Source organism: Buttiauxella sp. AC142 (genome assembly GCF_979253435.1).
In genome coordinates this window covers 2170190-2183122 of sequence record NZ_CEEDCH010000001.1, presented here as the reverse complement: position 1 = coordinate 2183122, position 12933 = coordinate 2170190, and the positions used below count along the sequence as shown (strand labels likewise).

Genomic DNA, 12933 nt, shown 5'->3' with positions numbered 1-12933 from the left:
CATCCACCATTTCCCTCACACAGATATCAGGATTTAAATCCGGCAGCGGTCATCAGCAGCCGGAACCCCATTCCCACGGCGGCCAGGGCTAAAACACTGCCGCCCCATAGCACCACCAACCACACCATTCGAGTTGCCGTTTGTTTCATCAGTGATACCCCTCACCATGCTGTACTTTTCCGCGGAAAACGTAATAACTCCAGAAGGTATAAACCAATATGATCGGGATGATAAACAGCGCGCCGACCAGCATAAAACCCTGACTTTGTGGCGGAGCCGCCGCTTGCCAAAGCGTAATAGACGGCGGAATAAGATACGGCCAGATGCTGATGCCTAATCCGCTAAATCCTAAGAAAATCAGCGCCAGCGTCAGCAAAAAAGGCGTGCTGTGCCAGCTTTGCTCAGACCCCACGGCTTTCCATAACCAGATGCTACACAGCACAACCAACAGCGGAACTGGCAGCAGGAAATAAAGGTTCGGCAGACTAAACCAGCGGCTGGCAATTTGTGGATGCGCAAGTGGCGTCCACAGGCTAATGACGGCAATAATCAGCAGCATAACCATCAGCAGCGGTTTGACGATTTTACGCATCACTTTCAGCAGCGGATCCTCGCTCTTCATCACCAGCCAGCTTGCGCCCAATAACGCATAAGCCACGATGAGCCCGACTCCGCAGAACAGATTAAACGGTGTTACCCAGTCGAGCTGCGAACCGCTAAACGCGCGTCCGCTCACCGGGAAGCCAGAAATCACCGCTCCGACGACCACGCCCTGGCAAAACGTCGCTACGATCGAGCCACCAATAAATGCTTTATCCCAGAAGGGACGGTGCGCGGGTGTCGCTTTAAAGCGGAACTCAAATGCCACACCACGGAAAATAAGCCCGAGCAGCATGACCGTCAGCGGGATCGTCAACGCATCAATAATCACGGCGTAGGCGAGGGGAAACGCGCCGAACAGCGCCGCTCCACCCAACACCAGCCAGGTTTCGTTGCCGTCCCACACCGGTGCGACACTGTTGACCATCACGTCCCGGTCTTGTGCATCGCGCACAAACGGAAACAGAATGCCGATGCCGAGATCAAAGCCATCCATCACGATATACATCAACGTGGCGAATACGATAATCACAAACCAGATAACGGATAAATCGACGCCCATTAGTGTGTCTCCTCAAACGGCTGCGGCCCTTTCTTAATCTGCTTGATCATGTAGCAGTAACCCACGCCAAATACCGACATGTACACCAAAAAGAAGGTCAGCAGGCTGATGCTCATCTGCAAATTACCGTGTGCGGAAACCGCGTCTTTGGTGCGTAACAAGCCATAAACCACCCACGGCTGACGACCCACTTCGGTTGTTACCCAACCGGCGAGAATGGCGATAAGCCCGGACGGCCCCATCCACAGCATAAAGCGCAGGAACGTGCGGCTTTCATATAAACGATGGCGATAGCGCAGCCACAAACTGAACACTCCCGCCAGAATCATCAACATGCCCAGCCCCGCCATAATGCGGAATGACCAAAACACGATGGTGGAATTTGGGCGATCTTCTTTTGGGAACTCTTTTAACGCCGGAACTTGTTTATCCAGGCTGTGCGTCAGAATCAGGCTGCCGAGCGCCGGGATTTCCAGCCCGTAACGCGTGCGCTCTTGTTCCATATCCGGCCAGCCAAACAGCAACAGCGGCGTCGGTTCGCCCGGCACGTTTTCCCAATGACCTTCAATCGCGGCTATTTTTGCGGGCTGATGTTTTAAGGTATTCAGACCATGCATATCGCCAATCATCGCCTGTAGCGGGGCGACGATTAATGCCATCCACAGCGCCATCGAAAACATGGTTTTGATGGCTGGCGTTTTGTTGCCTTTCAACAAATGCCAGGCCGCCGACGCCCCGACAAAAAATGCACTACTGAGAAACGCCGCCACCGACATATGCAGCAGTCGGTATGGGAAGGACGGATTAAACACCACGGCAAACCAGTCAACCGGCACCACTTGTCCGTTGTGAATTTCAAATCCTTGCGGCGTTTGCATCCAGCTGTTGGACGCCAGGATCCAGAACGTGGAAATAAGCGTGCCTAACGCCACCATACAGGTGGCAAAGAAGTGCAGGCCAGGGCCGACGCGCTTCCAGCCAAATAGCATTACGCCAAGAAACCCGGCTTCAAGGAAGAATGCCGTCAGTACTTCATAAGTCAGCAGCGGCCCGGTGATACTGCCCGCAAACTGCGAAAAACCGCTCCAGTTGGTCCCGAACTGATAGGCCATTACCAGCCCGGACACCACCCCCATGCCAAAGTTGACCGCAAAAATCTTCGACCAGAAATCGTAAAGCGAACGGTAAACAGGTTTTTTTGATTTGAGCCACAAGCCTTCAAGCACCGCCAGATAACTGGCAAGCCCGATGGTGATGGCGGGGAAAATAATGTGGAAGGAAACAGTAAACGCGAACTGAATTCTTGCCAGATGAAAAGCGTCTAAACCAAACATGCGCAACCTCATAGCACAATAACTTCAAGGCTATGTTAGGGCTTTGGGAAGGGAATAATCAGAAACAGAAAGGTGATATTTATCTATAACAGTTGGCGACTGTTATGGGTTTTCGCCTGCATTGCTATTACGCGCACTTATCCGAAAGTACCAATCCGAACATCGTTTACATTAGCCAGCAGCACACAGGTCAATATAATACCGGGTTGGATTTTTACCCTATGTCGCTTCAGCACTACGTGGAATATTAAAAAGGAATAGCATGAAACATTTTTTAAAAATGAGCCTTCTGGCGACTTCATTATCAATAAGCTTTTTGTCACAGGCCGCGCAATCTAATATCGAAATATTAAGTGCCACCGTTAAAGATCAAAAAATTGCGGATGCTCAGGTTGTTGTGCAACACAATGGCGAAAGCTCGCTGGCAACGACCAGTGATGCTTCAGGAAAGGCAAGCTTTACCCGTACGAATGCAGATACCAGCGACAATATCATTATTATTAAAAAGACCGGTTATTCTACGTTGGTCGCAAAATGTCCGTGTGATGGGATGTCGTATGCATTAAGCCCGGTCATGAAAAGCCTTGATAGTATGCGAATTGTTTTGAGCTGGGGAGCCACACCTTCCGATCTTGATTCCCATATCGCGTATCCTGGCAATCATATCTATTTCGATCACAAAGAAGGTCGTGACGGGAATCTTGATGTTGATGATACAGACAGCTATGGGCCTGAAACGATCACATTAACCAAACGCGATGGCGGCCAAAATTACGTTTATGTGGTTCATGATTACACCGATCAGGACCAACCAGAATCATTACAACTATCCAACAGCCAGGCAAAGGTATTTGTTTATGTTGGGGAGTCACTGGTGCGAACATATTATATTCCGCAAGGCCAGAAAGGAAATTTATGGACAGTATTCAGAATTAATGAAAATGGTGAAATTGAAGATATTAATAAATTAAAAGGCATTTCACTGTCAGCGGATAATATCAATTCTGACCTGAGTTCATTAGTGAAAGAGGGTTCTGCTATTGTTACCGCCACCTGGACCGATGCCAATATAGAACAATCGAAATCGCTGAACCTTAAAGGGGAAGCTGCATATAAAGCTAAAAATTACGAAGATGCTATTGGCTACTTCACCGAAGCGATTAACTATTATTCAGATAATGGTAAAGCCTACGGCAATATTGGGTTGACATATCAAAAGGTTGGGCGCACAGCGGAAGCTATTTGGGCAAACCGCAAGGCTATTGCGCTGGCATCGGGTAATAATGCAGCAACCATCAGGGCGGGTGCCAACTACAATATCGGTAAGATTTATGAAGCGGCAAATCAATATGCTGATGCGCTTGTCTATTATAAAAACGCAAGAAATGAGAAACAGAATTCCGTGTATGACAATGCTATCGAGCGAGTCAGCAACAAAGTAAATTAATAATCCTGAGTCTAATTTCATACCCCTTTGTTGGGTGGATGACGCTATCGCTTATCCACCCTACAAAACCCGTTCTCATGCACTCCTCGCATAAAAAAAGCATCATAAAACTATAACAGTTATCTAATAAAGCGTATTTTTATCTAACTGTTATAGAGCGTGGTGTCACCAACACAATGAAAAAATACCAGCAACTTGCCCAGCTTATTATTGACCAGATTGCGCTTGGCGCCTGGCTTGCGGGAGACAAACTCCCTTCACTGCGTGAGCAAGTCGCGCTGAGCGGCATGAGTTTTATGACCGTCAGCCATGCTTATCAGACACTTGAAAGTCAGGGCGTGATTGTAGCGAGGCCGCAATCGGGTTATTACGTAGCTTCCCGCCCAGCGGCACGCAACACGCTGGCCCCGGTAAAAGTGACGCGCGACGAAGCGGTGGACATCAATACCTATATTTTTGATGTGCTGCAGGCGAGTTGTGATGCCAGCGTGGTGCCGTTTGGTTCCGCATTTCCCGACCCGCGTTTATTCCCGCTACAACAGCTTAATCGCTCGCTGGCGACCGTCAGTAAAACCGCCACGGCCATGAGCGTCATTGAGAACCTGCCTCCGGGGAATGAAGCGTTGCGCCACGCCATTGCGCGGCGTTATGCGCAGCAGGGGATGCAGGTTTCGCCGGATGAAATTGTCATCACGGCAGGTGCGCTCGAAGCGTTAAACCTCAGTCTGCAAGCTGTTACCGAACCGGGCGATTGGGTGATTGTAGAAAACCCATGTTTTTATGGTGCATTACAGGCGCTGGAGCGTCTGCGCTTAAAGGCGTTGTCGGTCGCCACCGATCCCATAAACGGCATTGATCTTACCGCGCTAAAACAGGCTCTTAACGATTACCCGGTGAAAGCCTGCTGGCTGATGACCAACAGTCAAAATCCGCTAGGCGTGACACTGTCACCTGAAAAGAAACAACAACTGGTTGAATTGCTGCAACAACATAACGTGACGCTGATAGAAGATGATGTTTACAGCGAGTTGTATTACGGGCGCGAGCGCCCCTTACCGGCTCGCGCGTATGACGAAAAGGGCATTACGCTACATTGTTCATCGTTCTCAAAATGCCTGGTTGCCGGGTTCCGTATTGGCTGGGTGGCGGCGGGGAAACATGCCCGTCGCATTCAGCAACTCCAGTTAATGAGCACGCTTTCGACCAGCTCACCGATGCAACTGGCACTGGTTGATTACCTGGCGACCAAACGTTATGACACCCATTTGCGCAAATTACGGCGCATTCTTGCGGAGCGCAAACAGCAAACCTGGCAGGCATTGCATCAGCATTTCCCCGCTGGGGTGAAAATTCACCACAGCGAAAGCGGTTACTTTTTGTGGATTGAATTGCCGCAATATATGGATGCCAGCATCCTGAGCGAACAGGCGATTGCACAAAAAATCAGTATCGCTCCGGGGAAAATGTTTACGACTGGAGGCGCCTGGCATAATTATTTCCGTCTGAACGCGTCATGGGCTTTGGGCGAACGTGAGCGACATGCAGTGTTAACCCTGGCAAATTTAATCAGACAAAACATTAAGGAGTGAACATGGAATACCACACCGAGCGCCTGATTTTACGCCGCTGGAAGCAAAGTGACCGTGAACCTTTTGCTGCGTTAAATGCCAATCCAGAAGTGATGCGCTATTTCCCCAGCACGCGCACTCGCGAAGAAAGCGACAAAATGGTCAACACCGTTGAGCAAATAATCGCCGAGAAAGGCTGGGGTTTGTGGGCAGTTGAAGAAAAGAGTAGCGGGGAATTTATCGGTTTTGTCGGGTTAAATATTCCCGGCTATGAATTGCCTTTTTCGCCGGTAATTGAAATTGGCTGGCGCCTCGATAAACCCTTTTGGGGTAAAGGCTATGCGCCTGAAGCGGCAATAAAAGCGCTGGAAATTGGTTTTGAACAGTTTGGCATGAAAGAAATTGTCGCGTTTACCGCGCTGGAAAACTTACCGTCACAACGGGTAATGGAAAAAATCGGCATGACACGCTGCGAGGAATTTGATCACCCAATGCTGGCAGAACATCACCCTTTGAGGCGTCATATTCTTTACCGAATTTCGCACCCAAAAGCCGGTTAAAAAATAGTTCTTGAACCCACCTCGCAAATTTGCGACATTTTGTCGCGTCGCGCAAAAAGATGAGCGTAAACTTATTCACAACTGAAGGTCACAAGGAGGTGATGGAGTATGAACATGGCTATTAGCATACGGTTAGATGACCAGTTTGTAGCGGATGTCAAAATTCACGCCGACGCCTGCAGCCGGAGCGTGCCAAAGCAAATAGAGTACTGGGCGAAGATTGGGCAAATCGTTGAAGATAATCCTGATTTACCTTACAGCTTTATTAAAGAAACGATGCTGGCGCAAAGCGAAATGGAAAATGGCAGAGTGCAAAAATATGTCCGCAGAACGAAACGGCAAACCCCTGACGGTGTATGAAACCGCGCGTTTTGGAAAGGCTCTGGAGAAACTACCAGAAACCTTCCAGGCGCAAGTGGAAGACGAAATTGAAAAGGTGATTGCCGAGCCGGAAATTGGCGAGCGTAAAAATGGCGATCTCAGCTATTTACGGGTGCATAAATTTCGACTTAATAACCAGCAAGCATTGCTGGGTTATAGCTGGCAGAACGCCCGCTTAGAACTCTATTTACTGAGCCTGGGTGCCCATGAGAATTTCTATGAAATGCTCAAGCGTCAGCGCAAAGCAGACTTGCGCTTAATCGAAACCCAAAGCCGTTAACCGGCTCTGGATTTGTCGGATGACGCTGCGCTTATCCGACCTACAAGTGCATGATTTTGTAGGGTGGATAAGCGTTAGCGTCATCCACCAATTGAACCAGTTTGTATCAGTCTCAAATCACGAAGTGATCTCAATCAGATTACCGTCGGGGTCGGAAATCACGGCTTCGTAAAAACCATCACCCGTCCAGCGTGCTTCATGGACTAAAGCCCCCAAAGGTTTGAGGTTGGCGACCATCGTATCCACCGCTTCAACGGAGCCAAGGCTTATGGCGATATGTGCCCAACCAGTGCGGTTATCTTCACGCGGTGGTTTATCCACCAGCCCTGGCAAGGTCATCAACTCCAGCGCAGGCCCATTTTCCAGCGTCGCAAAATGGGAGATAAAACCTTCACGGCGTGTGGAGTGATAAGTCTCGCCAATATGTGCTTTAAAATGTAGACGCCAGAATGTACAAGCCTCTTCAAGTTTATTCGTCCACAGCGCGATATGTGCAACCTGCATTTATTCTCTCCATCCATATGAAATTTCGATAATTAAGAAAACCAGTGGCGTACTTTCATCGCCTCGCTTACATCTATCTACACTTTATAAATCATCCATTTATCTTACCCCGGAAGAAATATCAGGGGCGCGTTTTACTGCGCTGTGTATCACATCCTGATGAAATTTCCTCTTGCCGCCATGCTTGCCATATAGCCGCAGACTATTGTTTTTATACGGGGATTTTTTTGCTCTTTCGGCACTGATTTTTAGCTTGCGTGCCGCCTTTATCTTTCAGACAGGAGTAGCAGCAATGCGTACAAAACAGACTATATGGACTCTTTCAGCCCTCTGTTTGACCGTGCTCTCTGCACAGGCGGCGGGGCTTCCGGACAAAATCGGTGCTGGCGAAGGGCAGCTCGATATCATCGCCTGGCCGGGTTATATCGAACGCGGTGATACTGATAAAGCCTACAACTGGGTGACGGATTTCGAAAAAGAAACGGGTTGTAAGGTCAATGTGAAAACAGCGGCCACTTCCGATGAGATGGTTAGTCTGATGGCGAAGGGGGGTTATGACCTCGTCACCGCGTCGGGCGATGCGTCCCTGCGTCTGATTATGGGTAAACGTGTGCAGCCGATAAACACGGCGCTGATCCCAAACTGGAAAAACGTCGATCCGCGTCTGGTGAAAGGATCGTGGTTTAACGTTGACGGCAAAGTCTATGGCACGCCGTATCAGTGGGGGCCAAACCTGCTGATGTACAACACCAAAACCTTCCCGACGCCGCCGGATAGCTGGAGCGTGGTGTTTGTGGAACAAAATTTACCGGATGGCAAAACTAATCAGGGCCGTGTGCAGGCTTACGATGGGCCTATTTACATCGCCGATGCCGCGCTGTTTGTTAAAGCTACACAGCCGCAACTGGGCATTACCGACCCGTACCAACTCACCGAAGAACAATATTCCGCAGTGTTGAAAGTGTTGCGCGACCAACACGGCCTGATTCACCGCTACTGGCATGACACCACCGTTCAAATGAGCGACTTCAAAAACGAAGGCGTGGTGGCCTCAAGCGCATGGCCGTATCAGGCTAACGCCCTGAAAGGTGAAGGTCAGCCGATTGCCACCGTATTCCCGAAAGAAGGTGTCACCGGTTGGGCGGACACCACTATGTTGCATGCTGATGCTAAACATATGAATTGCGCATACAAATGGATGGATCACTCGCTAAAAGCGAAAGTTCAGGGGGATGTCGCGGCCTGGTTTGGTTCGCTCCCGGCAGTGGCTGAAGGATGTAAAGCCAGCACATTGCTTGGCGATAAAGGCTGTGAAACCAACGGCTATAACTACTTCGATAAGATTGTGTTCTGGAAAACTCCGGTCGCCGAAGGCGGTAAATTCGTGCCGTACAGCCGCTGGACTCAGGATTACATCGCGATTATGGGTGGCCGTTAAGCCCTGGAGGAGTTATGCCGTACGCTGTGCAGTTCAAAAACGTCTCGCGCCTTTATGGTGATGTACGAGCCGTCGATAACGTCTCGATTGATATCGAAGACGGGGAGTTTTTCTCGATGCTCGGGCCATCTGGCTCGGGCAAAACCACCTGCTTGCGGCTGATTGCGGGCTTTGAGCAGGTGACATCCGGGGAAATCGCCATTTTTGGCAAACCGGCACAAGACGTGCCGCCTTATCAGCGCGATGTGAATACGGTCTTTCAGGATTACGCATTATTCCCACACATGACGGTGCTGGAAAACGTTGCTTACGGCTTGATGGTAAAGGGTGTCGATAAAAAGACCCGCCTTGCCAAAGCACAGGAAGCACTAGAGCGCGTGGCGCTGGGATTTGTTCACGCCCGTAAACCCTCGCAGCTTTCTGGTGGCCAGCGTCAGCGTGTGGCGCTGGCTCGCGCTTTAGTCAATCGTCCACGCGTTTTGCTGCTGGATGAACCGTTGGGCGCACTCGATCTCAAACTGCGTGAGCAAATGCAGGGCGAACTGAAAAAGCTCCAGCGCGAATTGGGCATCACGTTTATTTTCGTCACCCACGACCAGAGCGAAGCACTGTCGATGTCTGACCGCGTTGCGGTATTCAATAACGGTCGCATCGAACAGGTCGATACTCCGCGCCAGCTCTATATGCAGCCACGCACCGCCTTTGTGGCGAGTTTTGTCGGCACTTCAAACGTGTTGCAACCGGCGCTTTCCGGCAAAGTGTGCGGCGAGGAAGGGCTGTTTTCCCTGCGCCCTGAACATATCGTTCTTCATGATGAACCGGTTAGCAACGGTGAAATCCGGGTGAGCGGTATGATCCAGGAAATTCACTATCAGGGTGCAGCAACACGGCTTGAACTGCGCCTGGCAGACGGAGAAAAACTGCTGGTCAGCGAGGCGAATTCGCAACGCATTATCAGCGAAGAACGCTATCAAATCGGGCAGCAAGTTACTGCAGTCTGGCCCCGTGCAGCGATGGTTCCGTTGCAGGGGGAAGGATGAAATGGATATGAGTCTTCCCGCGTCCCATCCTGACAACCGCCTGATGCGGCGTGTCGCCACGTTTTTGTGGCAACGTCCTGGGTTCTGGCTGGCGTTGTTATTGCTGCCGCCATTGCTATGGTTCGGCGTTATTTATCTTGGTTCGCTGTTAACGCTGCTGTGGCAGGGGTTTTACACCTTCGATGATTTCACCATGTCGGTCACGCCGGACCTGACTTTTGCCAACATCGCCGCGCTGTTTAACCCGGCGAACTACGACATTATTTTGCGCACGCTGACCATGGCGGTGGCCGTCACGCTCGCCAGCGCCGTATTAGCGTTCCCGATGGCCTATTTTATGGCGCGTTATACCTCGGGCAAACTCAAAGCATTTTTCTACATCGCCGTGATGCTGCCGATGTGGGCGAGCTACATCGTTAAGGCTTACGCCTGGACGCTGTTGCTGTCTCGTGATGGCGTGGCGCAGTGGTTCCTTAATCATATGGGGTTGGAACCGCTATTAAACCTGATGCTGACGATTCCGGCAGTAGGCGGTAACACGCTGTCAACCTCCGGTTTTGGGCGTTTTCTGGTGTTTCTCTACATCTGGCTGCCGTTCATGATCTTGCCGATTCAGGCCGCTCTTGAGCGTTTGCCTCCGTCATTGTTACAGGCATCTGCTGATTTGGGTGCTCGCCCAACGCAAACCTTCCGCCATGTAATTTTGCCGCTGGCGATCCCCGGCGTGGCAGCCGGCTCAGTGTTTACGTTCTCACTGACGCTGGGTGATTTTATCGTGCCGCAACTGGTTGGCCCGCCAGGGTATTTCATCGGCAACATGGTCTACTCTCAACAAGGTGCGATTGGCAATATGCCGATGGCGGCGGCTTTTACGCTGGTGCCCATCGTGCTGATTGCGATTTATCTCTCACTGGTGAAACGACTGGGAGCTTTCGATGCACTCTGAACGCGCTCCGTTACTGTTAAAAATCGCCGCCTGGGGCGGGGTGATTTTCCTGCATTTCCCGCTGGTGATTATCGCGCTGTATGCGTTTAACACCGAAGAGGCGGCATTCAGTTTCCCGCCCAAAGGGCTGACGCTGCACTGGTTCAGTGTGGCGGCATCGCGTGGCGATATTCTTGATGCGGTGACGTTGTCACTTAAAATTGCCGCACTGGCAACAGGACTTGCTTTGATTCTTGGCACGCTGGCGGCTGCGGCGCTGTGGCGGCGGGAATTCTTCGGCAAAAACGCCATCTCTTTATTGCTGCTGTTACCCATTGCTTTGCCGGGGATTATCACCGGGCTGGCGCTGTTAACGGCCTTTAAGATGATGAATTTTGAGCCGGGGTTTTTCACGATAGTGGTCGGGCACGCGACGTTCTGCGTGGTAATTGTCTTTAACAACGTCATCGCCCGTTTTCGCCGCACCTCGTATAGCCTGATTGAAGCGTCGATGGATTTAGGGGCCGATGGCTGGCAGACCTTCCGCTACGTCATTTTGCCCAATTTAGGTTCGGCGTTACTCGCCGGGGGCATGCTGGCGTTTGCGCTGTCGTTTGATGAAATTATTGTCACCACCTTTACCGCCGGGCATGAACGCACATTGCCGCTGTGGCTGCTCAACCAACTGGGCCGCCCGCGTGAAGTACCGGTAACATATGTCGTGGCGTTAATGGTGATGCTGATGACCACCATTCCGATTTTAGGGGCGTACTGGCTGAGCCGTGGCGGAGATGAAGTCGCGGGCAGCGGTAAATAACGAAAGGGTATCACTATGCAAAGCCAACTCTTAATTAGCGGCCAGTTAGTGAACGGCCTGGGTGACAAATTGCCGGTCTACAATCCGGCAACGGGGGAAGTGCTGCTTGAGATTGCGGAAGCCACAACGGAGCAGGTAAACGATGCGGTGAATGCCGCAGAGTTTGCATTTGCATCCTGGGGGCAAAGCACACCGAAAGAGCGCGCCGAACATCTGCTCAAGCTGGCGGATGTTATCGAGCAAAACGGCGAAGCGTTTGCCCGTCTGGAATCGCAAAACTGCGGCAAGCCTTACCACTGCGTGTTAAATGATGAAATTCCGGCGGTCGTGGATGTCTTCCGTTTCTTCGCGGGAGCCAGCCGTTGCCTGAATGGCCTGGCCGCTGGGGAATATCTTAGCGGCCACACCTCGATGGTCCGCCGTGATCCGGTGGGAGTGGTGGCGTCTATCGCACCGTGGAACTACCCGCTCATGATGGCAGCGTGGAAACTTGGCCCGGCACTCGCCGCAGGCAACTGTGTGGTGATCAAACCGTCAGAAATCACTCCGCTCACCGCGCTGAAACTCGCTGAACTGGCGAAAGATATCTTCCCGGAGGGCGTGTTGAACGTGCTGTTTGGACGTGGGCAAACCGTGGGTGATGCGCTGACCGGACATCCAAAAGTGCGCATGGTGTCGCTCACAGGATCGATTGCCACGGGCGAACATATCATCAGTCACACCGCGCCTTCGATTAAGCGCACCCATATGGAGCTGGGTGGCAAAGCGCCGGTTATTGTGTTTGATGATGCCGACTTAGATGCTGTCGTCGAAGGGGTTCGTACTTTTGGTTATTACAACGCCGGGCAAGATTGCACTGCCGCGTGTCGTATCTACGCTCAGAAAGGAATTTACGACAAACTGGTCGAGAAACTGGGTGAGGCGGTCAGCACGCTGAAATTTGGCGCGCCGGATGATGAGTCCACCGAACTTGGCCCACTGAGTTCCGCCGCCCATCTTGAGCGCGTCAGCAAAGCAGTGAATGCCGCCAAAGCCCTGGCGCACGTGAAAGTGGTGACGGGCGGGGCAAAAGTAGACGGGCCGGGATATTACTTCCAGCCGACGCTGCTTGCCGGTGCGAAACAGGAAGACGACATCGTGCAAAAAGAGGTGTTCGGCCCGGTTGTCAGCGTCACAACGTTTGACGATGAAGAGCAAGTTCTGGGCTGGGCCAACGACTCCAGTTATGGGCTGGCTTCATCAGTCTGGACGAAAGACGTGGGTCGCGCGCATCGCCTGAGTGCGCGGTTGCAGTACGGTTGCACCTGGGTGAATACCCATTTCATGCTGGTGAGCGAAATGCCACACGGCGGGCAAAAGCTTTCGGGTTACGGTAAGGATATGTCGCTATTCGGGCTGGAAGATTACACCGTGATTCGGCATGTGATGATTAAGCACTAGCTTTTCGTGAAAGTGGATAGCGATTATCGCTATCCAC

The 12933-nt window shown here is 51.4% G+C and carries 14 protein-coding genes; 10 read left to right on the top strand and 4 right to left on the bottom strand.

The window, feature by feature from the left end:
• Positions 1 to 26: 26 nt before the first annotated feature.
• The 3 genes from AC0IWZ_RS10000 to AC0IWZ_RS09990 are packed head-to-tail and all read right to left on the bottom strand — an operon-like array spanning position 27 to position 2496.
• Positions 27 to 149 (bottom strand): DUF2474 domain-containing protein, encoded by a 123-nt coding sequence (locus tag AC0IWZ_RS10000; RefSeq protein ID WP_410372847.1) that lies wholly within the window; start codon positions 147 to 149, stop codon positions 27 to 29.
• Positions 149 to 1162: a cytochrome d ubiquinol oxidase subunit II gene (cydB, locus tag AC0IWZ_RS09995; RefSeq protein WP_471677424.1), complete on the bottom strand. Its 1014-nt coding sequence runs from the start codon at positions 1160 to 1162 to the stop codon at positions 149 to 151. Before cydB ends, AC0IWZ_RS10000 begins: the two co-directional genes overlap by 1 nt.
• Positions 1162 to 2496 carry a cytochrome ubiquinol oxidase subunit I gene (locus AC0IWZ_RS09990; protein WP_471677425.1) on the bottom strand — a complete coding sequence of 445 codons (1335 nt, stop codon included), beginning with the start codon at positions 2494 to 2496 and terminating at the stop codon, positions 1162 to 1164. The genes cydB and AC0IWZ_RS09990 overlap by 1 nt, the downstream gene beginning before the upstream one ends.
• A gap of 262 nt (positions 2497 to 2758) precedes the next feature.
• On the opposite strand from AC0IWZ_RS09990, the gene AC0IWZ_RS09985 reads away from it, so the two are divergent.
• The 5 genes from AC0IWZ_RS09985 to AC0IWZ_RS09965 all read left to right on the top strand — a co-directional run bounded on the left by AC0IWZ_RS09985 (position 2759) and on the right by AC0IWZ_RS09965 (position 6732).
• The gene (locus AC0IWZ_RS09985) at positions 2759 to 3943 is read left to right on the top strand and encodes a tetratricopeptide repeat protein (protein ID WP_471677426.1); all 1185 of its coding nucleotides are present in this window, start codon (positions 2759 to 2761) and stop codon (positions 3941 to 3943) included.
• Between the two features lie 176 nt (positions 3944 to 4119).
• Positions 4120 to 5532 carry an aminotransferase-like domain-containing protein gene (locus AC0IWZ_RS09980; protein WP_034495503.1) on the top strand — a complete coding sequence of 471 codons (1413 nt, stop codon included), beginning with the start codon at positions 4120 to 4122 and terminating at the stop codon, positions 5530 to 5532.
• A 2-nt stretch (positions 5533 to 5534) separates the two neighbouring features.
• A complete protein-coding gene (locus tag AC0IWZ_RS09975) occupies positions 5535 to 6071 on the top strand; it encodes a GNAT family N-acetyltransferase (RefSeq protein WP_410372842.1) in 537 nt (178 codons plus the stop codon).
• Positions 6072 to 6185: 114 nt separating this feature from the next.
• A complete protein-coding gene (locus tag AC0IWZ_RS09970) occupies positions 6186 to 6431 on the top strand; it encodes a TA system antitoxin ParD family protein (protein ID WP_034495706.1) in 246 nt (81 codons plus the stop codon).
• Positions 6391 to 6732 carry a type II toxin-antitoxin system RelE/ParE family toxin gene (locus tag AC0IWZ_RS09965; protein WP_172894174.1) on the top strand — a complete coding sequence of 114 codons (342 nt, stop codon included), beginning with the start codon at positions 6391 to 6393 and terminating at the stop codon, positions 6730 to 6732. The genes AC0IWZ_RS09970 and AC0IWZ_RS09965 overlap by 41 nt, the downstream gene beginning before the upstream one ends.
• Before the next feature lie 117 nt (positions 6733 to 6849).
• On the opposite strand, the gene AC0IWZ_RS09960 is transcribed toward AC0IWZ_RS09965, so the two are convergent.
• Positions 6850 to 7236, bottom strand: coding sequence for a VOC family protein (locus AC0IWZ_RS09960; protein ID WP_471677427.1), 387 nt, complete (start codon positions 7234 to 7236; stop codon positions 6850 to 6852).
• 292 nt (positions 7237 to 7528) lie between these two features.
• Here AC0IWZ_RS09960 and ydcS point away from each other — a divergent pair, with 292 nt between their 5' ends.
• From ydcS to patD, 5 genes are read left to right on the top strand one after another with little or no spacing between them, the layout of a single operon-like run.
• The gene (ydcS, locus tag AC0IWZ_RS09955; protein ID WP_034495492.1) at positions 7529 to 8674 is read left to right on the top strand and encodes a putative ABC transporter substrate-binding protein YdcS; all 1146 of its coding nucleotides are present in this window, start codon (positions 7529 to 7531) and stop codon (positions 8672 to 8674) included.
• Positions 8675 to 8688: 14 nt separating this feature from the next.
• Entirely contained in the window at positions 8689 to 9714 is a 1026-nt protein-coding gene (locus tag AC0IWZ_RS09950) for an ABC transporter ATP-binding protein (RefSeq protein WP_471677428.1), read from the top strand.
• A gap of 7 nt (positions 9715 to 9721) precedes the next feature.
• Positions 9722 to 10660: an ABC transporter permease gene (locus AC0IWZ_RS09945; RefSeq protein WP_370511299.1), complete on the top strand. Its 939-nt coding sequence runs from the start codon at positions 9722 to 9724 to the stop codon at positions 10658 to 10660.
• Positions 10650 to 11456, top strand: coding sequence for an ABC transporter permease (locus AC0IWZ_RS09940; protein WP_471677429.1), 807 nt, complete (start codon positions 10650 to 10652; stop codon positions 11454 to 11456). Before AC0IWZ_RS09945 ends, AC0IWZ_RS09940 begins: the two co-directional genes overlap by 11 nt.
• A 15-nt stretch (positions 11457 to 11471) precedes the next feature.
• Positions 11472 to 12896: an aminobutyraldehyde dehydrogenase gene (patD, locus tag AC0IWZ_RS09935; RefSeq protein ID WP_471677430.1), complete on the top strand. Its 1425-nt coding sequence runs from the start codon at positions 11472 to 11474 to the stop codon at positions 12894 to 12896.
• The last annotated feature ends 37 nt before the right edge of the window (positions 12897 to 12933 follow it).